24 protein-coding genes are annotated in these 24,501 nt (G+C 68.9%); 19 read left to right on the top strand and 5 right to left on the bottom strand.

Annotated features, from left to right (window positions below; all coding sequences use genetic code 11):
• Positions 1–19 precede the first annotated feature (19 nt).
• Positions 20–607: an OmpA family protein gene (locus OG714_RS19545; protein ID WP_406131875.1), complete on the top strand. Its 588-nt coding sequence runs from the start codon at positions 20–22 to the stop codon at positions 605–607.
• Between the two features lie 24 nt (positions 608–631).
• On the opposite strand, the gene OG714_RS19540 is transcribed toward OG714_RS19545, so the two are convergent.
• Positions 632–829: a hypothetical protein gene (locus OG714_RS19540; RefSeq protein ID WP_406122639.1), complete on the bottom strand. Its 198-nt coding sequence runs from the start codon at positions 827–829 to the stop codon at positions 632–634.
• A gap of 865 nt (positions 830–1,694) precedes the next feature.
• Between OG714_RS19540 and OG714_RS19535 the strand changes: the two genes are divergently transcribed.
• From OG714_RS19535 to OG714_RS19510, 6 genes are all read left to right on the top strand, one after another.
• Positions 1,695–2,231, top strand: a complete 537-nt coding sequence (locus OG714_RS19535) for a hypothetical protein (RefSeq protein ID WP_406122637.1) — start codon at positions 1,695–1,697, stop codon at positions 2,229–2,231.
• A gap of 129 nt (positions 2,232–2,360) precedes the next feature.
• Positions 2,361–4,571, top strand: coding sequence for a glycoside hydrolase domain-containing protein (locus tag OG714_RS19530; protein WP_406122636.1), 2,211 nt, complete (start codon positions 2,361–2,363; stop codon positions 4,569–4,571).
• Between the two features lie 98 nt (positions 4,572–4,669).
• Positions 4,670–4,942 carry a hypothetical protein gene (locus OG714_RS19525; protein ID WP_406122634.1) on the top strand — a complete coding sequence of 91 codons (273 nt, stop codon included), beginning with the start codon at positions 4,670–4,672 and terminating at the stop codon, positions 4,940–4,942.
• A 22-nt stretch (positions 4,943–4,964) separates the two neighbouring features.
• Positions 4,965–5,669 (top strand): hypothetical protein, encoded by a 705-nt coding sequence (locus OG714_RS19520; protein ID WP_406122632.1) that lies wholly within the window; start codon positions 4,965–4,967, stop codon positions 5,667–5,669.
• A gap of 221 nt (positions 5,670–5,890) precedes the next feature.
• Positions 5,891–8,341, top strand: a complete 2,451-nt coding sequence (locus tag OG714_RS19515; protein ID WP_406122631.1) for a hypothetical protein — start codon at positions 5,891–5,893, stop codon at positions 8,339–8,341.
• Between the two features lie 55 nt (positions 8,342–8,396).
• A complete protein-coding gene (locus OG714_RS19510) occupies positions 8,397–9,665 on the top strand; it encodes a hypothetical protein (protein WP_406122629.1) in 1,269 nt (422 codons plus the stop codon).
• A gap of 390 nt (positions 9,666–10,055) precedes the next feature.
• Here OG714_RS19510 and OG714_RS19505 read toward each other — a convergent pair whose 3' ends face one another.
• Entirely contained in the window at positions 10,056–10,421 is a 366-nt protein-coding gene (locus tag OG714_RS19505) for a DUF192 domain-containing protein (RefSeq protein WP_406122627.1), read from the bottom strand.
• Between the two features lie 133 nt (positions 10,422–10,554).
• On the opposite strand from OG714_RS19505, the gene OG714_RS19500 reads away from it, so the two are divergent.
• The 3 genes from OG714_RS19500 to OG714_RS19490 are packed head-to-tail and all read left to right on the top strand — an operon-like array spanning position 10,555 to position 12,894.
• Entirely contained in the window at positions 10,555–11,334 is a 780-nt protein-coding gene (locus tag OG714_RS19500; protein WP_406122626.1) for a prepilin peptidase, read from the top strand.
• Positions 11,335–11,393: 59 nt separating this feature from the next.
• Positions 11,394–11,981: a dihydrofolate reductase family protein gene (locus OG714_RS19495; RefSeq protein ID WP_406122625.1), complete on the top strand. Its 588-nt coding sequence runs from the start codon at positions 11,394–11,396 to the stop codon at positions 11,979–11,981.
• A 40-nt stretch (positions 11,982–12,021) separates the two neighbouring features.
• Positions 12,022–12,894, top strand: a complete 873-nt coding sequence (locus OG714_RS19490) for an LLM class flavin-dependent oxidoreductase (protein ID WP_406122623.1) — start codon at positions 12,022–12,024, stop codon at positions 12,892–12,894.
• 23 nt (positions 12,895–12,917) lie between these two features.
• Here OG714_RS19490 and OG714_RS19485 read toward each other — a convergent pair whose 3' ends face one another.
• A complete protein-coding gene (locus tag OG714_RS19485) occupies positions 12,918–13,430 on the bottom strand; it encodes a DinB family protein (protein ID WP_406122621.1) in 513 nt (170 codons plus the stop codon).
• Positions 13,431–13,480: 50 nt separating this feature from the next.
• Here OG714_RS19485 and OG714_RS19480 point away from each other — a divergent pair, with 50 nt between their 5' ends.
• The 5 genes from OG714_RS19480 to OG714_RS19460 all read left to right on the top strand — a co-directional run bounded on the left by OG714_RS19480 (position 13,481) and on the right by OG714_RS19460 (position 20,239).
• Positions 13,481–14,278 carry a class I SAM-dependent methyltransferase gene (locus OG714_RS19480; RefSeq protein ID WP_406122620.1) on the top strand — a complete coding sequence of 266 codons (798 nt, stop codon included), beginning with the start codon at positions 13,481–13,483 and terminating at the stop codon, positions 14,276–14,278.
• Positions 14,279–15,176: 898 nt separating this feature from the next.
• On the top strand, positions 15,177–15,950 hold the full coding sequence (locus tag OG714_RS19475) for an isoprenyl transferase (RefSeq protein ID WP_406122618.1): 774 nt from the start codon (positions 15,177–15,179) through the stop codon (positions 15,948–15,950).
• A gap of 371 nt (positions 15,951–16,321) precedes the next feature.
• Positions 16,322–17,647 carry a PhoH family protein gene (locus tag OG714_RS19470; RefSeq protein ID WP_406122616.1) on the top strand — a complete coding sequence of 442 codons (1,326 nt, stop codon included), beginning with the start codon at positions 16,322–16,324 and terminating at the stop codon, positions 17,645–17,647.
• A 399-nt stretch (positions 17,648–18,046) separates the two neighbouring features.
• Positions 18,047–18,745, top strand: coding sequence for a lytic transglycosylase domain-containing protein (locus OG714_RS19465; RefSeq protein ID WP_406122614.1), 699 nt, complete (start codon positions 18,047–18,049; stop codon positions 18,743–18,745).
• A 171-nt stretch (positions 18,746–18,916) separates the two neighbouring features.
• On the top strand, positions 18,917–20,239 hold the full coding sequence (locus tag OG714_RS19460) for an AI-2E family transporter (RefSeq protein ID WP_406122612.1): 1,323 nt from the start codon (positions 18,917–18,919) through the stop codon (positions 20,237–20,239).
• A 93-nt stretch (positions 20,240–20,332) separates the two neighbouring features.
• Here OG714_RS19460 and OG714_RS19455 read toward each other — a convergent pair whose 3' ends face one another.
• Entirely contained in the window at positions 20,333–20,869 is a 537-nt protein-coding gene (locus OG714_RS19455) for an alkyl hydroperoxide reductase (RefSeq protein WP_406122610.1), read from the bottom strand.
• Positions 20,870–20,875: 6 nt separating this feature from the next.
• On the bottom strand, positions 20,876–21,430 hold the full coding sequence (locus tag OG714_RS19450; RefSeq protein WP_019058497.1) for a peroxiredoxin: 555 nt from the start codon (positions 21,428–21,430) through the stop codon (positions 20,876–20,878).
• A gap of 135 nt (positions 21,431–21,565) precedes the next feature.
• Between OG714_RS19450 and OG714_RS19445 the strand changes: the two genes are divergently transcribed.
• The 4 genes from OG714_RS19445 to OG714_RS19430 all read left to right on the top strand — a co-directional run bounded on the left by OG714_RS19445 (position 21,566) and on the right by OG714_RS19430 (position 24,489).
• Positions 21,566–22,543: a LysR substrate-binding domain-containing protein gene (locus tag OG714_RS19445; protein ID WP_406122608.1), complete on the top strand. Its 978-nt coding sequence runs from the start codon at positions 21,566–21,568 to the stop codon at positions 22,541–22,543.
• Positions 22,544–22,720: 177 nt separating this feature from the next.
• Positions 22,721–23,626 carry a MarR family transcriptional regulator gene (locus OG714_RS19440; RefSeq protein ID WP_406122606.1) on the top strand — a complete coding sequence of 302 codons (906 nt, stop codon included), beginning with the start codon at positions 22,721–22,723 and terminating at the stop codon, positions 23,624–23,626.
• A 70-nt stretch (positions 23,627–23,696) separates the two neighbouring features.
• Positions 23,697–24,056 (top strand): roadblock/LC7 domain-containing protein, encoded by a 360-nt coding sequence (locus tag OG714_RS19435; protein WP_019058494.1) that lies wholly within the window; start codon positions 23,697–23,699, stop codon positions 24,054–24,056.
• A gap of 4 nt (positions 24,057–24,060) precedes the next feature.
• A complete protein-coding gene (locus OG714_RS19430) occupies positions 24,061–24,489 on the top strand; it encodes a hypothetical protein (protein WP_026150674.1) in 429 nt (142 codons plus the stop codon).
• The last annotated feature ends 12 nt before the right edge of the window (positions 24,490–24,501 follow it).

Genomic DNA, 24,501 nt, shown 5'->3' with positions numbered 1-24,501 from the left:
CGTGACCGCCGCCACGATCATGGTCGCCGCGAACATCGTCGGCGCGGTGGCGGCGCATGCCGACGACGCCCCGAGTCCGAGCGTCCCGCCGGGCACCGAGGCCTCGGCCTCCGCCCCGGTGAAGGTCGACCCGAACGACCCGGACCTGAAACTCCCCGAGGGCGCGACGCTCGCCGATCCCAAGGTCCTGGACATCAAGTCCGTCGTGGAGGACCAGGGCGGCGAGGAACGCCGTGAGGACACCAACTCGGACGTGACCTTCGCCCTCCAGGCCGAGGTCCTCTTCAGCAAGAACAGCGCCAAGCTGAGCGCCGAGGCGAAGTCCCGTATCGACACGATCGCCGCGGAGATCAAGAAGCAGAACGCGTCGACGGTCCGCGTCTTCGGCTTCACCGACAACCTCGGCTCGTCCGCCCACGGCGACGTCCTGTCCAAGCAGCGCGCCGACGCCGTACAGGCCGTCCTGGACGCGGACTTGAACAGCCCGAACATCACCTTCGAGGTACGCGGCTACGGCGAGCAGTACCCGATCGCCGACAACTCCACGGAGGCCGGCCGCAAGAAGAACCGACGGGTCGAGGTGACGTTCCCGCGCACGGAGAGCTGAGCGAGGATTCCAGGTCGCCCGCGGTCAGTTCTCCAGCAGGTGGACGGCCTTGCCTGCCCTGATGTCCCGGATGAGGGTGCGGAGGGCTTCGCGGGTGTCGGTGAGGCAGCGGCCCTCCTGTCCGGCGACCGCGATGCAGGCGTTGCCTTGAGGGTCGGTGCCTATGCGGAAGCAGTTGTTGCCTTCCCCGCAGTACGGGGCTTCCCAGTTGATGTGGATCACGGTGGCGTCCTCACAGTTCGTGGGCAACGTTGCGGATGAGGTCACGGGAGGCCGCCGAGGGCAGCACTGTGTCGTCCATCCGGTCCAGATGGGCACGAGCGCTTCGGGCACTACGTAACGGACGACTCCGCGGCGATGCGGCGCAGAGTGCGTGAGGCCACCGCCGCCTACCGGGCAGCTCTCGCGGAAGCGGAGTCGTCCGGTTGGATCTGACCGAGCATGACGTCCTCGGCCCCCCCCGCACTTCTGGGGATGGGCGGCAACAAGCAGATTTCCGCGCTCATCCATGCGGCGGCGGGCAGTGACGACGTACGTCTGTGGGCGCCTGTCCTGTGCCTCCTGGAGCCCGACCAGCCGCTCCGCCGGCGACAGCCCGAACGCCCCGGCGACGCAGGCGGCTTGGCGAGGCGGACGGTGGCCGGCTGACGGCACATCGAGGCTTCGGTTCTGAACGGTGACTGGCAAGGTCATCCGTCCACGACGGGAGCCTCGGTCGGTTCGTAGCGGCCTTCGTGAACATGGTCACCGCGCGTACACCACCGAAGAAGCTGCCCGGGGACGCTTGAACGCCGCTTTTGGTTGTGCGCGAATTTCATACCGATGCAATCACGAGCGCATTTCAAGTAACCGCTTACAACCAGCCAATTCGGCTGTTTTCGGAGTGCATCGGACTTGGTCAATTCCATGGCGGCCTGAGAAAATCATCTGCCGGTACTCCCACGGATGACATCAAGATCTCCGAATTCGCTATCACCTCAACTGTGGGCATCCCGGCCCAGGCTACCAACCGTATAACCGGGATGCCGCGCAGCGGAGCACGACAGGAGTGGAATCTGTGCGTCCCCTGTACATCATACGGCGATTAGTGACCGTGTCCTTCGCGGTGCTGGTTCTTTTGGGCCTGACCACTCGGGCTTCGGTGGCCGAGAGCCCCGGATCGACGGGTTCCGCTGTCGCGACCCGCAGCGACGGCGTCGCCGTCCGGCTGGCCGCGGGAGCCGACACCGCCACCGCCGAGGCAGCCGCGTCGGACCCGCAGGCCGTCGCCGCCGCTTCGACGGTGTGCGGCGGGAGTTACAACACCCTGGCCTACATCGACGCCTCCCTGCCCGGCGACACGGGGGCGGTCAGCGGCAGCATGGCCGCCTACGTGGGCGGCGGGTACCTCTGCGTCGTCTTCTACAACCAGACGCCCGGCGGCGCCAACTGGATGTATCTGCAGGCCTGTCCGGGCACCACGTCCAGCTCCGCCTGCGGCTATGACTCCGGCACCTTCAGCTCGTATGCCGGCCCCGTGTACATAACGACCGGCTCCGGTGGGTGCTTCACCGTGGCGTACCTGCTGGAGACCGAGGCCGAAACCGGCTATCTCGTCAACGGCAAGGAAAGCTACAGCTGCTAGCGGCGGCTGTACTGAAATGAGGCGTAAGCCGATCTCGTTTCAAGCGGTCGAACGGCCACGGCGAACGTGCGGCTTACGCCTCTCCTTTTGTTGCCCCACCGCAGAAGCGACCACAGGAGAAGTGGACTCATGGCTGACGAATTAGTGCAGCGCGCGCAGAGATTCGTGAACGCGACGTACGGCAGCATCATCGGCATGACGGTCGACGAGGACGGCAAGACCGGCTGGAACACGATGTACGCCCTCACCCGGGCACTCCAGTACGAGCTGGGAATCACCGCACTGTCCAACAGTTTCGGTCCCACCACCCTGAGCACGCTCACGTCGAAGTACCCGAAGCTGAACGCCTCGACGGTCCCCTCCGCCAACTTCTGCCGGATCATCCAGTCCGGCCTCTACTGCAAGGGCTACGACGGCGGTGAGATCGACGGCACCTACAACTCGCGCGTCGAGGCCGCCGTGACGAAGCTGAAGTCCGACATGGGTGTGGGCGGGGTCTACACCGGAAGTGACGTGACGCCGAAGGTGCTCAAGGCGCTGCTCAACATGGACCCCTACGTGCTGGTGGACTACGGGGACAGCGCGGGCAGTACCGGTATCCGTTCGATCCAGCAGTGGCTGAACGGGCGCTACGTGACCCGCGCGGACTTCTTCATCATCCCCTGCGACGGCCATCACTCCCGCGACGTCGCGAAGTCCATGCTTTACGCGATCCAGTACGAGATCGGCCTGGCGGACGGCGTGGCCAACGGGGTCTTCGGCCCGGCGACCCAGACGGGCATCAAGGCCCACACCCTCACGGTGGGCAGCTCGGGTGCCTGGGTGTCCCTCTACTCGGCCGCGCTGATCCTCAACCAGCGCAGCAGCACCGTGTTCTCGAGTTCGTACACCTCCGCGCTGGCGGCGGAGACGACGAGTTTCCAGGCCTACGTCGGTCTTCCCCAGACCGGAAACGCCGACTTCCCCACCTGGGCGTCCCTGCTGGTCTCCTACGGTGACCAGTCCCGTCCCGGCACGGCCTGCGACTGCGTCACCACCGTCACCGCCGAGAGGGCGGCGGCTCTCAAAGCGGCCGGCTACAAATACGTCGGCCGCTACCTGTCCAACGTGCCCAACACCACCCTGGACAAGGTGATCAAGCCCGGCGAACTGGCGACCATCGCCGACGCGGGGCTGAGCTGCTTCCCGATCTACCAGACATGGGGCGGCAGCAACGCGTACTTCAACTACCCCCAGGGGACGTACGACGCCTACGACGCGATCGAGTGGGCGAAGTACCACGGCTTCAAGGACGGAACCCGCATCTACTTCGCCGTCGACTACGACGCGCTCGACGCGGACGTGACCGACTACGTCCTTCCCCACTTCCGTGGGATCTATCGGGTCGTCCAGGAGAACTCCCGGTACCTGGTCGGCATCTACGGTCCGCGGAACGTGTGTTCACGGGCCATGGTGGCGGGTTACGCCGACGCCAGCTTCGTCTCGGACATGTCGAGCGGTTTCTCGGGAAACCTGGGATACCCGTTGTCCAACAACTGGGCCTTCGACCAGATCGCCACCGTCACCGTCGGGTCGGGAACCGGCTCCATCGAGATCGACAAGAACGTCGCGTCCGGCCGGGACGTCGGCCAGAACACCTTCGACCCCGGCTCGTACACCGACGGGCTGGACGCCGAGTTCGACGACACCTACCGCGACGCCATGCTGCAGGAGGTGCGCGGATACCTGGAGGACATCGGGGTCCCCGAAACCGGCGGAGACGGCTGGACCGACAGCGACTGGGCGACCCTGGGCGGAATATCCAACACCGAGGCGTTCGATCTCGTCGTCGGCGCGGACTGGCTCTTCACCTCGCTCGCCCGCCAGCTCAAACTGCGCAAGGCGTTGATCCAGGCCCCGGTGCTCTGGGAGCTGCGCAAGTTCAACCCGCTGGACCCCGTCGCGGATCTCGCCGTACAGAACGGTCTGAAGGACGACTGCAGCACCGGGTGGGGACAGATCTTCGGCTGGGTCGCCATCGAGGCGCGGAACTACTGCGTCCAGCAGGGAATCATCAACGGCACGCTGCTGGTCCCGGGGACCGCGGGGAACCTGACGGACGTGTGGACCCAACTGCACGACGATCCGGTGTACAACGTGAAGACGGCCGCCTACCTGACGATCTACAACGCGTACCAGATCGGCCTGTCCCGGCCCGGCCTGGACACGAGCGACGCCGATTCCCAGGCGATCCTGGCGCGATACAACGGAACCAACGACGCCGCCCAGGAGTACGGCAGACAAGTCGGCGGCCTGTACCAGGTATTGGAGAAGTACTACAAGATCGTGCGCAATCTATGAACTCCCGCACAGCTCCTGACACTTCCGCCCGAACACCTTCGGCCCGCCGGACCTGGGCAGCTCCCGTCGTCGTCAATCTCGTACTCGGGATTGTCGCCGTGATCCCCGTCTGGGCCCTCGTGCTGTTCGCGGTGAACTACCCCCTCGCGGGCCTGGGAATCACACACCGGGAGCCCACGGAGAACGACGGCATGCTGCCCTGGCTGCTGGTGCTGGTACCGATGTGGGCGGCGTTCCTGGGGCTGTGGATTCCGGTCAACCTCGCGATGCGCCGAAAGCGGGATGCCGCCAAACGGCGTTACTGGACGGCCAGTTCACTGCTGGTCCTCCTTCCCACGGTGGCGTTGATGTTCTTCATCGAGAACAAGTGAAACGAAAGGGAGATTCAGCGGGATGGCTCACATCACGAGACGCACGGCGGTAAAGGGCACGACAGTTCTGGGCCTGGCCGGTTTCACCGGCGGGCTCCTGACGGCGGCTCCCGCCGCCGCCGAGGAAACCGCCTCGGACACCGAGGACACCGCGCGGCCCACCTCCCTCAACGGGTGGGAGCTGGTGGAGAAGACCAACGACATCTCGACGGTGTGGACGCGCCCGGTCCCCGGCACGGAATGTTCCATCGACGTCTGCATCGGGGACGTGGAGGCCGTCCTGGTCCACGTGATCCGCCGCTTCCACTACGAGGTCGACGAGTTGCGCAAGGGCGATGTCATCGGCTGGCGCGCTCCGAGCGAGGTCAAGAAGGGGCTGACGGAGTCCAACCAGGCCTCGGGCACGGCCGTACAGATCCGCCCGGGCTCCTACCCGGCCGGGTCGGAGGGCGGGTTCTTCTCCCCCCAGCTCATGGTGATCCGCGACATCCTGGCCGAACTCGACGGTGTGGTCCGATGGGGCGGCGACGACAGCCGGCCGGACGAGTCACTGTTCTCCATCGATGTGAAACCCGCGGACGCACGGCTCACCGCGGTCGTCGAGAAGATCCGTGTCTGGAAGGACACCCCGGGCAAGGGCGCCGGCACTCCGGTCGACGTCCGGGCCTCCGGGAGGCGGAAGGCCGCGAAGGCACTCGAGAGCCGCCAGCAGGAGACCGCGGCCTGAGCCTGAGCCGACTGGGCCCTCACGAGTCGTCACCATCGTTCTGGTCCGGGCCCAGCGGCAGCCTGGGTACCGATTTGGGCCCACGGGCCCATCTCGGGCATCGATCCCCTGCCTAGTCTCTGGAAGCTCAGGCGGTCTTGTGAGCGATGGCGGGGGACGGGGGAAACATGGCCTCGATGGGGGGAGCCGGCGGGGGAAGCGGGTTGCGGGGGCGTCAGGACATGCCCGTGCCGCTCGTCACCGCCCTGGTGCTGGTGCACGCGCTCTTCGCGGTCACCGTCGTCGGTGGGCTCGGCCTGCTGATGACCGCCACGTCGTACGACGCCCTCGACGGACAGGTCATCGCCCTCGTCGCGTACGCCGCCGCGCCGGGCGTCCTCGGCTGGTGGCTCGCCCGGCGGAGTTGGGAGGGCGGGGTCCGCGTCCGGCGCGGACTCGTCGCCGTACAGGGCTGGTTGATCCTCGGCGGTGTCGTCAACCTCGCCTCCGGGTCCGCGCGCGGGGGTCTCCAGCTTCTGCTGCCGGTCCTGATCCTCTTCTTCCTGTCCCGTCCCGAGAGCCGTCAGTGGTACGCGCTCGCCGGGTTGGAACGTGTCGAGCGCCGGCCGTTCTCCCTGTCCCGGCTGATCCGCTGGCGCCGGGACGACGGGCAGACGGCGGTCGAGTACGCCGGGTTCATCGCCATCGTCGCCGCGATCATCACCGCCCTGCTGGTCAGCGGCCTCGGTACCCAGATCTTCAGCGGCATCCAGTCGGAGGTCTGCAAGGTCACCGGCATGGCCTGCCCTGCCTCGACGGGCGGCGACACGGACACGACCGCCGGCAATGACAACGCCGACAACAACGGCAATGGCAACGGCAATGGCAATGGCGGGACCACCGGCGGCAGCGGCGGCACCGGCACTACCACCACCACCGATCCCGACCCGGTCGACGACAAGAAGCCCGCCCCCGCCGATGACAAGAACGACGACGGAGGCGACGACGGCTGCTTCTCCGGCGTCGGTGCCTTCTTCGGCTGTGCCGGCGACCAGGTCAAGCAAGTCGGCCAAGGCCTCTTCGTGGACGGCGTCTGGGGCGACCTCACCGGTATCTACGACATGGTCCGCCACCCGATGGACACCCTGAAGGGCATCGGCGACTACGGCAAACAGCTCGGCGACGACTGGTCGAAGAACTCCAAGGACGCCGGCAAGAAGTGGTCCGACGGTGACTACGGCGGCGCCCTGTGGGACTGGACCGGCGCTTCCGTCAAGACGGGTGGCACGGTTCTCTACGACGTGTTCATCGGTGACGACGTCGCCAAGGACTGGAACAACGGCGACAAGACGCGCGCCGTCACCCACGTGCTCTGGAACGTCGGTTCCCTCTTCATCCCGGGCTACGACGGCGCGAAGATCGTCGAGAAGGTCGGCGACCTCGGCAAGATCGGCAAACTGGGAAAGCTCGGCGCGCTCGCCGAAAAGGCGGCCAAAGCGGCGGAGGACGCGAAGAAGGCGGCCAAGGCCGGTGACGTCGAGGGCGCCGAGAAGGCCGCCAAGGAAGCCGACGACGCGGCCGAGGAAGCGGAGCACAAGGCCGAGAAGACCGGCTGCACGATCGGCGCACCGAGCCACCGGATCCCGTACGACGGCAATGGTCCCGACACCCCGGGAATCCTCACCGGTTCCTCCGGTACCGGCACCACCGTCCTCGCCGCCGGCGCCTCCCCGTACGTCCTCCTCGCCGAGGACGGCTGCGACGAGGACGCCAAGAAGGAGGCCGAGGACGCCCGCAAGCAGGCGGACGAGGCCGACGCGGCGGCCCGGGCCGCGGACTTGCAGCACGCGGCGGACGAGGCCAAGAAGGCCATCACGGACGCCAAGGACAAGCAGAAGACGCCCAAGGGCGACCGGTTCACGCTCGACGAGAAGAAGATCGACGACCTCGTCGCCAAGGCCAAGGACAGCCCGGACCTGAGCAAGGGGGAGATCGGGAAGGCCGAACTGACGCAGTCCCTCAAGGACTTGGCGGACATGCTGAAGAACACGACCATCGACAGCCAGAGCCGCGGTTCGCTCGGCGGCCCCGTGCTCAGGGCCGGCGACCGTCACCAACTGGCCGAAGCCATGGCCGAGGTCAAGGCCGCGACGCGTGCCGCGGACGATGCCGCCGAGGGCACCAAGGTCTACGCCGGCGTCGGCGCGAAGAAGGGCCGCCAGACCGTGGACATGGGCGACGGCACCACCGCCGATCTCAGCGGCATCGACGACGCCGACGTGGTCTACAAGGGCAAGGACGGCACCCTCAACGTCGTGGAGGTCAAGAACACGGGACAGGCCGCCACCCAGGCCTCGATCCGTGCCCAGGCGCGGAAACTGGCCGACTGGCAGAAGGCGAACCCTGGTCGGAAGGCGCGCTACGAGATCGAGACGCAGGACGGCTGGGACAAGGTGTTCGACGGTTTCCAGAAGGACAAGAAGACCGGCACCGTCCCGGACGGCACTCCCGCGCGGACTCTCGCCGAGAACGGCCTCGACCTTCGCGTCGCCGGCCAGGACATCTCGGCCCGGCAGCTCAAGGCGATGAACGACGCATGGAGCAGGAAGACTCCGGCCGAGCGGCAGGCGGCACGGGACTCGGGCAAGATGAAGGACCCGAAGACCGCCATGCGGTATCTGGGTGTTTCCTGACGTGGAGCGGACGAGCGGACCAGCGGACGACCAGTGGAACGGAGCGGGCCGGACAGTGACCGCACATCACCTGCTGGCCGCGGACATGCGGCGGCTCCCCTCACCGTGGAACGACCTGACCTGGGAACGGAAGTCGGCGCTGGAGGAACTGGCGCCTACGGAGGCGACCGAGCGAGCCGCCCTTGAGGCACTGACGGCCGCGCTCTCGGGCCCGTCGGCGTCACCAGTGCCTCGCGTCTGGAGCGACGAGTCGTGGGAACTCTTCGACCGGATCCGTAACGAGGCCGGGTACCGGCTGGCCCACGTCATGCCGACGGCCGACCGGTTCACCCGTGAGGGCATCGCCGATGTCCTGCGGGAGTGGGCGGGCACAGCGCAACCGCCGGTACCGGCCTGGTGGCTGGAGGATCAACTGGACCTGATTGTCGGGGTGTTGACCGACCAGGCGCTCGCAGGCTGGGCCCATGACGTGCTGCGCTGGCTCCAGCGGAAGCCGTACGACGAAGCGGGTGTCGCGGCGGCGGCCGAGCGCTGCGTCGAGAGCGGGCTCGCCGCCCATGACGCGGTGAACCTGCTGCATGTCCTCGGCGCACCCCACGGCGAGCAGGCCCTGCTGCGCGTCGTACAGGACGACAGCGCGAGCGAGAGCAGCCGCTCACAGGCGCGGGACGCACTGCTCTCCCTGCGCCGCCCCGGTTACGACGCCCGTGCACAGCGCCCGGCGCAGGGAGAGCACGCCCTGCTTCCCCCCGCCGTACGGGAACTCCCCTACAGCTGGGGCGCCGGCTTCCAATGGCCGGTGGAACTGCCGGAGAGCGAAGAGAACATCACCCGCGCACGGGCGATTCTCCAGGCCTGCGCTCCGCCCGAGCCCGTGCCCGAACCGGTCCCCGCCCCCTCCTGGCGCGGCCACGAGGACGAGGAACCGCCCGCCTGGCTCGAAGTCCGCCAGGTCATGCGGGAGTTGATGCCGTATGCACGCCTGGTCACCGAGGAGAGGATGACCGAGGCGATGCGTGAGTGCGCGCTGCTCGGCATCCCCGGCGTACCCGGGGACGCGGACAGCGAGGAGGCGGCGCGCTTCGTCCGGCGCTGGGTGACGTGGATCGGCGGCTGGATTGCCGGCGAGGTCTTCACCTGGCTCGGCATGTACGTCGACGACGACACCCTCGTCACTCCGTGGGCGATGGAACTCGCCGAGCGGTACGCCCGGTTCGGGTTCGTCACCGACCAGGCCGTGGCGATGCTCCGCCGGCACGACACCGTGCCCCGAAGCCGAGAGGCCCTGGCCCGGCTGACAGCCGACGGCACGCTGTCACCTTGACGCCACCGGCCGTTCTTCGACCCGGGGACCATGGATGAAGTCGCTGCTCGCGAACCTCTTCGTCGTGGCGGACCGGAGCCTCGCCCAACTCCGGCGCCCTGGCCGACTTGTTGGACCTGCCCGACGAGGCGGTCGACGTGGCACACGAGGAAGCGGACCTCGCCCTCGGTGTCGCGGCCAGGGTGGGCAGTTCGGTTCTCCACCCCGCGGAGTCGTTCCCGCCGAGCGCGTACTGGGCTGCGCTCCCCGACGGACGCTCGGTCAGGTGCGGCATCGAGCCGGTCGAGACGGGGTACGGCGCGGACACCGCCCGCTACCCGTTCCGCGTGTACGGCGTGGCGGAACAGGTGCCGGACCTGCCCCCGACTCCGCCCACCCCGTCCCGTCCCCCTACTCCGTCTCCACCACCACCCGAACCCCCACCCCCAGCCCCCACCCCGCCATGACCCCCGCCTCCGCCTCCAGCACGTGCCGGGACCGAAACCGCGGCAGCCCCAGCCGCCCCGGCCTCATCGTGTGCACGGCGACGACCTTCAAGTTCCGGTCCAGGTACGCCACATCGATCGGGAACCGCATCCGGAACGTGTGCACACTGCTCGCCGGCGAGAGCAGCATCGCTCCGTCGATCGCGTCCCGGCCGAGCAGCCCCTTCGTACGCGCGCGGTAGGAGGTCGCCAGCTCCAGCCGGACGGCGACCGCCCCCGCGGCCCCGTGCACGATCAGCTTCCCCCGGCCGTCACTCCAGCGTCGCCCCATGTCAGGTCACCTTCCTGCGCCACAAGCCACCACGGATCGATCCGGTGTCAACCGACCGTATCCACACGGGAGTAGGCCCTACATGGGCCCACAGGCCCATGCCCCGCCCGCCGTATCCGGATATCGTCCCGGCGTGCGCCTGATTCTGATCCTCGTGGGTGCCCTGTGGGGCGCGTGGTCGGGCCTCCTGCTGCCCCGCGCCGCCCACCGCCTCTCCGTGGACCCCGAGGAACCCTGGAACGGGGAGTGCCCCGACGGCCACCCGATCACGGGCCCGTTCGACGGCTGGCTCGGCCGAGCCCGCTGCACCATCGACACCACCGGCGGCGCATACGGAGACCGGCCGCCGTCCACCTCCTGCGGCTCCTACGGCCCCCGCACCCCCGCCGTGTCCGCCACGACCGCCCTCGTCTGCGCGGCTCTCGCCGCGGCCACCGGCCCGCGCCCCGAACTCGTCGTCTGGCTGTTGGCCACCCCCGTCGCCGTGCTCCTCGCACTGGTCGACCTCCGCGTCCACCGCCTCCCCGACGTCCTCACCCTCCCCCTCGCCGCGGCCACCCTCGCCCTCCTCGGCATCGCGGCCGCGCTCCCCGCCGACGCCGGGTCCTGGCCCACCGCCCTGTTCGGCGGACTCGCCCTCGGCGCCGGGTACTTGGTGCTGTACCTCATCAACCCCTCCGGCATGGGCCTCGGCGACGTGAAACTCGCCCTCGGCCTCGGCACGGCCCTCGGCTGGTACGGCTGGCCGGTCCTCGTCACGGGCGCCTTCGCGGGAATTCTGTACGGCGCGGTCTACGGCCTCGGCATGGTCGCCCTGCGCCGGGCGAGCCGCAAGACGGCGATCCCGCTGGGGCCGTTCATGCTCGGGGGAGCGTTCACCGGTGTGGTGCTGGGGGCGTTCGCGGTGGCGTGAGACGGTGGTGAACCCGGTGCCCGACCCGGGAGGCCGACTGTGAACGAGGTGGTGCACCCGTGCGGAAGATCAGCCTGATGATGTCCGTGTCCCTCGACGGCTACATGGAGGGCCCCGACCGGGACATCGACTGGCACATGGTCGACGAGGAACTCCACCAGCACATGAACGACACCGTCAAGCACATGGGCGCCTTCGTCGACGGCCGCGTCACCCACGAACTGATGGCCGCCTACTGGCCCACCGCCGACGCGGACCCCAACTCCCCGGCCGTCATCGCCGAGTTCGCCCGCATCTGGCGGGACATGCCGAAGATCGTGTACTCGCGGACCCTGCCCAGCGGCCCCGCCGACTGGAACACGACCATCGTCCCCGAGGTCGTCCCCGAGGAGGTGCTGGCCCTCAAGGAACAGCCCGGCGGTGACCTGGGCCTCGGCGGCGCCGACCTCGCCGCGACCTTCCTCCGCCTCGGCCTCGTCGACGAGATCAAGGTGTACGTCAACCCGGTCGTCCTCGGCCGCGGCAAGCCCATGTTCCCCGTCTCCGACACCCGCACCCCGCTCCGCCTCACCGAGTCACGCACCTTCGGCAACGGGGTCGTACTCCTGCGGTACGAGCGCGCGAACCCCAATTCCAGTCACTCGTAAAGCTGTTGTCTGCGGCACTCCCCACAGGTAGGAAGAACCCATGACCGGACTCGGCGCTGTATTCCGTCCCCAACTTCCCCCCGAGCGACTGCGAGCCGTCGTCCGACTCGCCGATACCGCCGGGCTCGAGGAGCTCTGGCTGTGGGAGGACTGCTTCCGGGAGGGCGGGATCTCGGCAGCGGCCGCCGCTCTCGCGTGGAGCGAGCAAGTGCGGGTCGGGGTAGGGCTGTTGCCGGTGCCCTTGCGGAACGTCGCCATCACCGCGATGGAGGTCGCCACGCTGGACCGGCTGTTCCCGGGACGCGCGATCATCGGCGTCGGGCACGGCGTACAGGACTGGATGGGCCAGGTCGGCGCCCGTGTCGAGTCCCCGGTGACCCTGCTGCGCGAGCATCTCGACGCGCTGCGCGCCCTGTTGCGCGGTGAGCGCCTCACGACCGACGGGCGGTACGTCAAGCTCGACGACGTCGCCCTCGACTGGCCGCCGGCCGGTCCCGTCGAGATCCTCGCCGGCGCCACCGGCCCCCGCACCCTGCGCCTCTCCGGCGCGGCAGCGGACGGCACGATCCTCACCGCGAGCACCGCACCGGACGGCGTACGACGGGCCCGTCAACTCATCGACGAGGGGCGGGAGTCGGCCGGTCGCACCGAGCCGCACAAGGTCGTCGTCTATCTCCTCACCGCCACCGGTCCCGACGCCGCCGCCCGCCTGCGCGCCGAACTCACCGGCGAGGGCGTGGAGTCGGTCCCCGACCTCGGTGTCGCCGGTGACGCGGGCGCCGTCGCGAAGGCCGTCCAGCGCCTCGCGGAGGCCGGCGCCGACACGGTGATCCTCCAGCCCACCGGTGACGAACCCGACCCGGAGGCCTTCGTACGCTTCGCGGCGGAGGAGGTCAGGGCACTCGTCCCCTGACGGCCACGGCCACGACTTGTCGGCTACGACGGCCGGTGATCCCCGGCCGCCCCGTCGATCAGCTCCCGCACGATGTCCATGTGCCCCGCGTGTCTCGCCGTCTCCTCGATCAGATGCACCAGCACCCAGCGCAGGGACACGGAGTGCTTGCGCCACGGCGGCCGGCCGACCGCGTCCAGCGGCAGCTCCGTGATCGTGCGGTCGGCGGCGGCGCGGGCACGGCCGTAGAAGGCGACGATCTGTTCCGTCGTCTCGTCCGGGCCCGCACGCATGTCCTCGTCCTGGTACGGGTCGAACCACAGCGGTTCCACCTCGCGGCCGTAACTCTCCACGAAGTAGCCGTACTCCACCGACGCCAGATGCTTCACCAGCCCCAGCAGACTCGTGCCCGAGGGCGTCATCGGGCGTCTGGCCTGCTCCTCGTCCAGTCCGTCCAGCTTCCACAGCACCGCGTCCCGGACCCGGTCCAGGCTCGCGTGCAGCATCGCCTTCTCGTCGCGGTGGTACAGCGCGTCCGTAGCTCCGTCGTCGGTCATGCTTCGGAAATTAGCAGCGCCCACCGACAACGCCCTGCGACCATCGCCCCATGGACAACAGCGGGAGCAGCACGGGCAGCTTCGAGGACCTCGTCGCGGAGGGCGTCGCCGTCCCCACCGAGGGCTGGGACTTCTCCTGGTTCGTGGGCCGGGCCACCGAGGCACGCCCCTCGTGGGGGTACGCGCGTTCCGCCGGGGACCGTCTCTCGCGCGCGACCACCGCCCTGGACGTCCAGACCGGGGGAGGGGAGGTCTTCGACTTCGCCCTGAGCCGGGCCGCCGCGCAGCCCCCGATGCTCGTGGCCGCCACCGAGGGCTGGCCGCCGAACGTCGCCAAGGCCACCGAACTGCTCCGCTCGCGCGGTGTCGTGGTGGTCGCCGCGGCCGAGGACGCCCCGCTGCCCTTCGCCGACGCCGCCTTCGATCTCGTCCTGAGCCGCCACCCGGTCCGCGCCCACTGGCCGGAGATCGCCCGCGTCCTGCGCCCCGGCGGCACGTACTTCGCCCAACACGTCGGCCCCCGCAGCGCCTTCGAACTCGTCGAGCACTTCCTCGGCCCCCAGCCGGAGTCCGTGAGCGGCGCCCGCGACCCCGAACGCGAACGGGTGGGCGCCGAGGCGGCGGGCCTTGAGATCGTCGACGTCCGCGCCGAGCGGCTGCGTATGGAGTTCTACGACATCGCGGCCGTCGTCCACTTCCTCCGCAAGGTGATCTGGATGGTCCCGGACTTCACGGTCGAGGCCTACGAGCCCCAACTCCGCGCCCTGCACAAGCAGATCGAGACCACGGGCCCGTTCGTGACCCACAGCACCCGCCACCTCTTCGACATCCGCAAGCCGCTCGCGTGACAGCCCGGTCTCCCGGCGCCGCGCGCCGATTGGCGAAATCCCGCGCGCCCGTGTGGCCGTAATCCTGCGGTGGTCCTCCGGTAGTCCTGCGGTAGTCCTGTGGTTGTCGCCGTACACATGTCCGGGCCCGCCCCGCCCGACCTCGGTACGCCCTCACCCCGTGCCGGTCCCGCTCGGCGCGTCCGGGATCGTGCCGGCCACGCCCGGCCGGAATCCCGTCACCTCACGTCCCTCATATGTACACAGGTTTTCCACATCGTTATCGAGATCGACTCGCATCCCGCCCGTCACCTCGCGTAGGTTCGGACCAAGGTAATTCGCGTGAGCAAAGCTGCGCGGTCGGCACCGTGCGGTGGAGGGGGCCGCGCGGTGCCCTGCCCCGTCAAGTGGACGTTCGCTGACGGCGTCACCCCTGAGAGCGACATGCCGGGGGTCGGTGGAAAATCTCCACGTTCTCCTTGGAATCCGCTGTGAATCAGCCATGATCAGGGCCGGAATCGGGGCTTCCGCACCCCCTGACGCGTCGTCGGCCGGTTTCGGAGAGTAGTTGTGGCGCGCTGATGCACGCAGCATCACTTACGAAGGGTTATGGTGGAAACCCCCCCTCGGGCCGGTCCGTATCCCCCCCACGGACCGGCCCGATTTTTTTGTGCCCCGCGGCACCGGCCCCCGCGCCCGCCGACGAGCGAGCCCGACAGTGAGCCGGGGGCGACATCGAGGACGAACCGCGTCCGACTCGCGTCCGACTGGTGTCCCGCCCGCGTCCGGCTCGCGTCCCGCTCGGGTCCGACCTTCGTGCCGAACCGGGATGAGCCCAGACACCCCTTGGGGAATCGGTGTCACAGCGGGGGTAGGCTTCGCAGCCGGGGACTGCCATCCACGGAGGGGCTGACAACACGTGAACGTGCGCGACACCCTGCGCCGCCTGCTGGTCAGGTTCTACGCACGCAGGGTGGGAGGCCATCTCGACCACGCGTCGGTGCCCAAGCACGTCGGCGTCATCATGGACGGCAACCGGCGCTGGGCGAAGGCCGCCGGCTCCACCACCGTCCAGGGGCACCAGGCCGGCGGCGACAAGATCGAGGAGTTCCTCGGCTGGTGCAGCGAGACGGACGTCGAGGTCGTCACCCTGTGGCTGCTGTCGACGGACAACTTCGACCGCCCCCAGGACGAACTCGGCCCCCTGCTCGGCATTATCGAGAACGTCGTCAGTTCCCTCGCCGCGGACGGCCGCTGGCGTGTGCACCACGTCGGCACCCTCGACCTGCTGCCGTCGGGGATGCAGTCCGTCCTCAAGGAGGCGGAGGAGTCCACCGCGCACGTCGACGGGATACTCGTCAACGTCGCCATCGGCTACGGCGGCCGCCAGGAGATCGCCGACGCGGTCCGCTCGATGATCCTGGACGCCGCCGACAAGGGCACCTCCATGGAGGAGCTCGCCGACCACGTGGACGTCGACCTCATCGGCAAGCACCTCTATACGGGTGCCCAGCCCGACCCCGATCTGGTGATCCGCACGAGCGGCGAACAGCGGCTGTCCGGATTCATGCTCTGGCAGACGGCCCACTCGGAGTACTACTTCTGTGAGGTCTTCTGGCCGGCCTTCCGCAAGGTCGACTTCCTGCGCGCGATGCGTGACTACGCGGCGCGACACCGGCGTTACGGCGGATGAAGAGGCCGCTACGGCGCGTGACGGCCGTAGCGGAGAAGGATCGGGCCGCTACGGCGAATGACGGACAGAACCCCGGTACCACCCCCCTTGGGACGTAAGTAACAAGGAGTTCACCAGGGCGCCGTCATATGCCGTGGCATGGCGGCGCATGTTCGAGGGCATAAGCCAAGCAGGTCGACGCCCGAACCACGGGTGTCGTATCTCAGCGGACGGCACGGGGCCGTCCGCCCGGGAGGCCCTTTGCACCAGTTCGACCGTGCGGTCAGTACGGGCGAGACGGAGGGCCGGTTCTCGGCCCGCGCATCGCGGCCTGGACCGGTCCAGCTCCTCTCCGTCGCTCCCCGACCTCTTCCGAGGGGGTACGTCCTTCCGTGGTGACCAGCACAAAGCGCCGCATGCCTGACCGGCGCACCTATGTTCTCGACACCAGCGTTCTGCTGGCCGACCCGAACGCACTGAACCGCTTCGACGAGCACGAAGTCGTGCTGCCGATCGTCGTGGTCACAGAGCTGGAGGCCAAGCGGCACCATCCCGAACTCGGCTACTTCGCCCGGCAGGCCCTGCGCATGCTGGACGAGTTCCGGGTCCGGCACGGTCGCCTCGACGCCCCCATCCCGATCGGGGAACTCGGCGGAACGGTCCGGGTCGAGCTCAACCACTCGGACCCCAGCGTGCTGCCCAGCGGCTATCGCCTGGGGGACAACGACTCCCGCATCCTCGCGGTCGCCCGCAACCTGCAGGCCGAGGGGTACGACGTCACCGTCGTGTCGAAGGACCTTCCGCTCAGGATCAAGGCATCCTCCGTCGGACTCCTCGCCGAGGAGTACCGCGCGGAGCTCGCCATCACGGGCTCCTCCGGCTGGACCGGAATGTCCGAACTGGTCCTGCCGGGCGAACAGGTGGACATCCTCTTCGAGGAGGGCCACGTCTTCGTCCCGGAGGCCGCCGACTTCCCCGTCCACACCGGTCTCACGATCCAGTCCGAGCGCGGCAAGGCGCTGGGCCGGGTCACGGCCGAGGGCAACGTCCGCCTCGTACGGGGCGACCGGGAGGCGTTCGGCATCAAGGGCCGCAGCGCGGAGCAGCGCATCGCGCTGGATCTGCTGCTCGACCCGGACATCGGGATCCTGTCGATGGGAGGCCGGGCCGGCACCGGCAAGTCCGCGCTCGCGCTCTGCGCGGGCCTGGAGGCGGTCCTGGAGCGGGGCCAGCACAAGAAGGTGATGGTCTTCCGGCCGCTGTACGCGGTGGGCGGACAGGAGTTGGGCTACCTGCCCGGCTCCGAGGCCGACAAGATGGGCCCCTGGGCCCAGGCGGTCTTCGACACGCTGTCCGCGGTCACCAGCCGCGAGGTCATCGAGGAGGTCACCGCCCGCGGGATGCTGGAGGTCCTGCCGCTCACCCACATCCGCGGCCGCTCGCTGCACGACGCGTTCGTGATCGTGGACGAGGCACAGTCCCTGGAGCGGAACGTCCTGCTGACCGTCCTGTCCCGGATCGGCGCCAACTCGCGGGTGGTCCTCACCCATGACGTGGCCCAGCGGGACAACCTCAGGGTCGGCCGCTACGACGGTGTCGTCGCTGTGGTGGAGAAGCTGAAGGGTCATCCGCTCTTCGCGCATGTGACCCTCACGAGGTCCGAGAGGTCCCAGATCGCGGCGCTTGTGACCGAAATGCTGGAGGACGGCCAAATCTGAGGTAGTACAGGCCAGTTGGCGCCGCTCCGTAAAGCCGATGAGCTTAGCGGGGCGGCGCTTCGGCGTCTTGCTGTTTCTCCAAATCCCGTGGGGCAAACGGGATGTGAGCTTTCACACGCAACTCAGAATTGCCACCCGGCGTCCGGTTACGGCAGAGTCTCATTCCTGTCAGGCCCCGCATACGACACACGTGTACCCCCAGCGGTACGCACCACTTGAGCATCACAGCCAACTCCACAGCGAAGTCGTATGCCGCCCGCTCTTCACGCGGCGCTCCCCGAGCGGGAGTTGCCCACCGGGCCCGTGCCTCCCGTGACCCCGTAGTTGGGAGGCCAGCGTTCAGGGGCACGATTGCGTCCGCCAGGGTCACCGAAGCGGGCGATGCTGGAAGGAAACCGTGTGAGCCGGATTTCGGTCCGGGGATTCGCAGTGGCTTCGGCCACCGCGGTCACCGCCGTCGGAAGCGTCGTAGGCGTTGCCTCGGGCAGCGTCGCACAGGCGCAGAACAATGACGCCGAGACGACGGCAGCCGACACCACGCTCCTGGCGGACATCCCCACGGGCCAGCAGGCCCAGGTGCAGACCGCCTCCTTGACGCAGCAGGCCGACGCTCAGGCGATCCAGGCCGACGCCAGCGCCAAGAAGGACGCGGAGGAGTCGGCCCGCCTGGCCGCCGCCAAGACCGCCGTCGCCAAGAAGGCGGCTGCCGAGAAGGCGGAGAAGCTGGCCAAGGAGAAGGCCGAGGCGAAGGCCGCGGCAGCCAAGGCCGGCAGTTCCTCGTCGAGCTTCCCCGTGCAGAGCTCCTACACGGTCGCGCAGATCCAGTCGATGGCCGCCTCCATGGTGCCCAGCGGCCAGTACCAGTGCTTCAGCAACATCGTGGACCACGAGTCCAGCTGGAACTACCGCGCGGTCAACGCCTCTTCCGGCGCCTACGGCCTCTTCCAGGCCCTGCCCGGTTCCAAGATGTCCTCGGTCGGTTCGGACTGGCAGACGAACCCGGCCACCCAGATCAAGTGGGGCCTCAACTACATGGACAGCCGCTACGGCAGCCCGTGCGAGGCCTGGTCCTTCTGGCAGGCGAACAACTGGTACTAGAACCGGCTCTGGTGGTACTGGAACCGGTTCTGGACCGGACGTCCATTCCGGTCCGCTCAACCTCACGAGGCCCCTCCCCGTCATAGGGGGAGGGGCCTTCGCCCTGTACGGTCGGACACGCAGCGACTCCAGGGGGGAGTAGTGGGGCAAGACGGGGGAAGAGGACGAATCATGTCGCGAGTACCAGGATGGCTCGGCAAGGTCGGTGCCGGACTGAGCGAGATGGGGGAGCGGTTGGACGAGCGCCGCGCCGAAGTGGCGAAGGAACACGCCGAGGCCGCGCCCGAACCGCCCGCCGACGACCCCCTGCCCCCGCAGCCCGCACCGGTACCCGTCGTCATCGCCCGCGACCGTCCCGAGCCGGCGCTCGCCGTGCCCTGGGGAGTGCGCGTCGCCGCCGAGGCGGGCTGGCGGCTGCTGATCCTGGCCGGCACGGTCTGGGTGCTGATGCGCGTCATCAGCGCCGTCCAACTGGTGGTCCTGGCCTTCGTGGCCGCACTCCTGATCACGGCCCTGCTCCAGCCGACGGTGACCCGCCTGATCCGCTACGGCTTTCCGCGCGGGGTCGCCACGGCGCTCACCGCGATCCTCGGCTTCGTCGTGATGGGGCTGATCGGCTGGTTCGTGACCTGGCAGGTCATGGCGAACATCGACAACCTCTCCGACCAGGTCCAGAACGGCGTCGACGACCTGCGCAACTGGCTGCTCAAGGGCCCGTTCCACGTCACCGAGAAGCAGATCAACCAGATCGCGAAGAACCTCCGCGAGGCCATCGGCGCCAACACCGACCAGATCACCTCGGCCGGCCTGGAGGGCGTCCAGGTCATCGTCGAGGCCCTGACAGGCATCCTCCTGACGGTCTTCTCGACCCTCTTCCTCCTCTACGACGGCCCGCGCATCTGGCAGTGGTCGCTGAAGCTGGTGCCCGCGGCGGCCCGGCCGGCGATGGCGGGCGCGGGCCCGCGCGCGTGGCGCACGCTGACGGCCTATGTCCGCGGCACGGTGATAGTCGCGTTCATCGACGCGGTCTGCATCGGCGTCGGCATCTACTTCCTCGGTGTGCCGATGGCCGTGCCGCTCGCCGTCTTCATCTTCCTGTTCTCGTTCATCCCGCTGGTCGGCGCGGTGGCCTCAGGCGCGCTGGCGGTCGTCGTCGCGCTGGTCACCCAGGGCGTGTTCACGGCCCTGATGACCCTGGCGGTGGTCCTCGCCGTCCAGCAGATCGAGGGCCACATCCTCCAGCCCTTCATCCTGGGCCGCGCGGTCCGGGTGCACCCCCTCGCGGTGGTCCTCTCGGTCGCCGCGGGTGGGATGGTCGCGGGGATCGGTGGAGCGGTCGTGGCGGTGCCGCTGGTGGCGGTGCTGAACACGGTGGTGAGCTACCTGAAGTCGTACTCCCAGGAACCGGCGTCGAGTCTGTCCCCGAAGCCGCGGGGGGCGACGGCGGTGTCGTCGACGCCGACCGATTCCGAGCCGTCGGACCAGGCGCCGTAGAAGCACGACTTCCCGCTCACCCACCCGTTCACCGGCAGTGAGCGGGTGGGTGAGCGGGAAACAGGGGCCGGCGAGACGGACGGGCAGCCGAAGTCACACGGTGGCCAGAACCGCTTCCGCCTCCAACGTGACCCCCACCGCCTGAACCACGGACGCGATCTTGAACGCCTCCTGGATCACGTCCCGTTCGACGCCCGCCTTGCGCAGCACCTGCTCGTGCGAGTCGAGACACATCCCGCACCCGTTGATGGCCGACACGGCGAACGACCACAACTCGAAGTCGACCTTGTCGACCCCGGGGTTGCCGATGACGTTCATCCGCAGGCCCGCGCGCAGGGTGCCGTACTCGTGGTCGGACAGGAGATGACGCGTCCGGTAGAAGACGTTGTTCATCGCCATGATCGCGGCGGCGGACTTGGCCGCGCCGTACGCCTCCGGCGACAGGTTGGCCTTCGCCTCGGGCGCCAACTCCCGCAGTACGAGCGGCGATCGGGACGCGATCGCCGTGGCGAGGACCGTGCCCCACAGCTGCTGCGCCGGCAGGTCGGAGTTGCCGATGACCGAACCGAGGTTGAGCTTCAGGTCCTTGGCGTAGTCCGGTATGGCGGACTTCAGGGCGTCCAGTGACATCTCAGGTCACTTCCCGGCCAGCAGCGCGCCCGCGTCGAGCGTGTCGTCGCCCTTGGTCCAGTTGCACGGGCAGAGCTCGTCGGTCTGGAGCGCGTCGAGGACCCGGAGGACCTCCTTCGGGTTACGGCCGACCGAGCCCGCGGTCACCATGGAGAACTGGATCTCGTTGTTCTGGTCCACGATGAACACCGCGCGCTTGGCGAAGCCGTCCTCGCCCTCGATGCCGAGGTCGCGCATCAGCTCGTGCTTGGAGTCGGCCAGCATCGGGAACGGCAGGTCGCGCAGGTCGTCGTGGTCCTTGCGCCAGGCGTGGTGGACGAACTCGGAGTCGCCGGAGAAGCCGAGCACCTGGGCGTCACGGTCGGCGAACTCGTCGTTCAGCTTGCCGAAGGCGGCGATCTCGGTGGGGCACACGAAGGTGAAGTCCTTGGGCCACGCGAAGACGATCTTCCACTTGCCCTCGTAGGTCTTGTGGTCGATCTGCTGGAACTCCTGGCCCTTCTCCAGCGAGACACAGGCGGTCAGATCGAACGACGGGAACTTGTCACCGACAGTGAGCACGGGCTCTCCTTGCAGCGGAGAAACACTCAAGCGGAATGGGTGCTTCTCGTGGGTTGGTCGGCCCTGATCCTGGCACAACGTGCATTGATTGTGGAAATAGCTACACTGGGTCGTGTTGATCGGAGGCGGTTATCAGTGACCGTAAGTAATACAAGTAAGAGGCGCCAGCCCAGCCTCGCGCAGCTGCGCGCCTTCTCCGCGGTCGCCGAGCACCTCCACTTCCGGGACGCCGCCGCCGCGATCGGGATGAGCCAGCCCGCCCTCTCCGGTGCCGTCGCCGCGCTGGAGGAGACCCTCGGGGTCACCCTCCTGGAGCGCACGACCCGCAAGGTGCTCCTCTCGCCCGCCGGTGAGCGGCTCGCCGTGCGGGCGAAGGCGGTGCTGGAGGAGGTCGTGGCGCTGCTGGAGGAGGCGGAGGCGGTGCGGGCGCCGTTCACCGGGGCGCTGCGGCTCGGGGTCATCCCGACCGTCGCGCCGTATCTGCTGCCGACCGTGCTGCTGCTGGTGCACGACCGGTACCCGGACCTCGACCTCCAGGTGCACGAGGAGCAGACCGCGAACCTGTTGGAGGGGCTGACCACCGGGCGCCTCGACCTGCTGCTGCTCGCCGTGCCGCTGGGGGTGCCGGGCGTGGTCGAACTGCCGCTGTTCGACGAGGACTTCGTGCTCGTCACCCCGCTCGGCCATCCCCTCGGCGGCCGGTCCGGCATCCCGCGTGAGGCGCTGCGCGAGCTGAACCTGCTGCTGCTCGACGAGGGGCACTGTCTGCGCGACCAGGCGCTCGACATCTGCCGGGAGGCGGGGCGGGCGGACGCTCCGGTGACCACGACCGCGGCGGGACTGTCCACGCTGGTGCAGCTGGTCGCCGGCGGGCTCGGGGTCACGCTGCTGCCGCGTACCGCCGTGCGCGTCGAGACGACCCGCAGCGACCGACTCCTCACCGGGTACTTCACCGAGCCCGCCCCGACCCGCCGGATCGCCCTCGCGATGCGCACCGGCGCGGCCCGCCGCGCCGAGTACCAGGAACTCGCCGCCGCCCTCCGGGAGGCGCTACGACCTCTGCCGGTACGGGTGTTGGGCGGTGGCGACCGGCCCGCGCCGACCGGCCACTGACCCGTCCCCGTTCGGTCAAATGAGCGTCGGACAAAGGAAATCGAACGGCGGGAGTTCTCAACTTCCGTCACCCGCAGGCAGGTAGGAAGAACCCGTCCGGAATATGCGCGCGGACTGATACACCTTCACCCCTCAGCGCTACACGTCAGTTGCGTGTACGAAAAGCCTAGGGGAGTGATGTCGGGCATTCGGGATTCCCTCGGCCGGGCCGGTCACGACCTGCTCGCGCGGGCTCTCGCGACCTGTGGGCGCGAGGAGTTCACCGGGGGACTGCGGGTGTCGGGCAGACCCGGCGGCACCTTCCATCTGCGCCGCGGACTCGTCGTCGCCGTGGAGAGTCCCGGCGCTCCCGGCCCCGAGGCGCTGCTGCTGCGCTCCGGCCGGATCGGCGGGGAGCAATGGGCCGATCTGGTACGGGAGTCGGGCGGCACGCGCTGGCCGCTGGACGGGCTGGTCGCCCACGGGTACGCGGGCGCCGCCCAGTTGCGGATCGTGTGTGTGCTGGCCCTCCACGACGCGGCCTTCGCGGTCGTCGCCGGAGACGTCGACGACTGCGAACTCGCCCCGGACGAGAGGCCGTTCGCCCCGGTCTCGCTCGGCGAGCCGTCGGCCCGGCTGCTCCAGGACGCGGCCCGGAAAGCCGCCGCGATCGCCGCGCTGCCGTATCCCGTACGCCCCGACCGGGAACGTCCGCGACCCCCGGCGCATGTCCTGGACGAGGCCGGACTCGGGCTGCTGCAACGGGAGTTGCTCGGCCAGGTCGACGGCCGCCGTACCGCCCGCGATCTCGCGTTCCGTACCGGGCGCGCGGTCTACACCGTCACCGCCGAGGTCGCCCGGATGCTCGCCGAGGGGCTGCTGGAGTGCGCGGACGCACCCGTGCCGATCGCGGTCCGGCTGCCGCCCGAGGCGCCCGCCGTACGCCGTCGTCAACCGGCGCCCGCGCCACCGCAGTTCACCGCTCCCACCACTCTGCCCCGGCGGAATCCGGGCGCCAGCGGCATCACCGAAACTCTCGTCCCCGAAAAGAGCGGGGCGGGTTGGAAAGGGTTCTTCCGGCTGCGGAACGGAACCCCGAAATGAACACGACGGACGAAATGCGATCAGTTTTAGGGGAGTTGAGTAAGTGGATCACAAAGCCCTGACATTGGAAATGCGCACCTTGCGGGAACAGGTGACCGGCATCACCGACACCGCGCTCACGGCGGCCGACGGACTGCTCATCGCGGCCGACACCGCCGACACGATCGACCCGGAGGCCCTCGCCGCGCTGGCCGCGGCCGGCCTGGGCCTGGCCCGGCGCACCGCCGCGGCCACCGACCGCGGCACGCTGCGCCAGACGGTGACGTACGGCAGTCACGGCTGCGCCGCGACCTACGCCGTCGGCGACACCGCGCTGATGGTGGTGCTCGGCGACGAGGGGATGGACGTGGACCGGCTGCACCTCGCGGCCCGGCCGACGCTCGACCGCATCGAGTCGATCCTCACTGAGAAGGCGTCAGAAGGAGTGTGAAGGGATGGCGACGAAACGTATGACCCCAGGATTCTCCGACCAGGTGATGGGCCTGGTCAAAACCCTCCGCACCGATGCCCCCGACTGTGTGGCCTCGGGTGTGGTCGACATGTCCACCGGCATGCTGCTGTCGTACGAGACCATCGACAACCACCCGCCAGAGGTCCTCGACCTGCTGGCGGGTGCGACCCTCGACCTGTTCCAGGGCCGGACGGTCGCGATGATCGAGGACGTCTTCAAGGAGCGTCGCGGGATCACCAGTGACCACCACTACTTCCAGGAGATCCTCGTCAACAGCGAGAACCTCACCCATCTGTTCGTCCGGATGACCGAGCAACAGGACGTCGTCGCCGTGGTCGTCTGCCGCAAGTCCGTGAACGTGGGCATGCTGTTCGCCCAAGTCCGGCGCGTGGTGCGGGAGTACGGACTCTGACGCCGGGCGGGC

Source organism: Streptomyces sp. NBC_00989 (assembly GCF_045162655.1).
Classification (GTDB): Bacteria; Actinomycetota; Actinomycetes; order Streptomycetales; family Streptomycetaceae; genus Streptomyces.
Note: the sequence above shows the minus strand (reverse complement) of the source record. Positions and strands in the feature narration are given on the sequence as shown.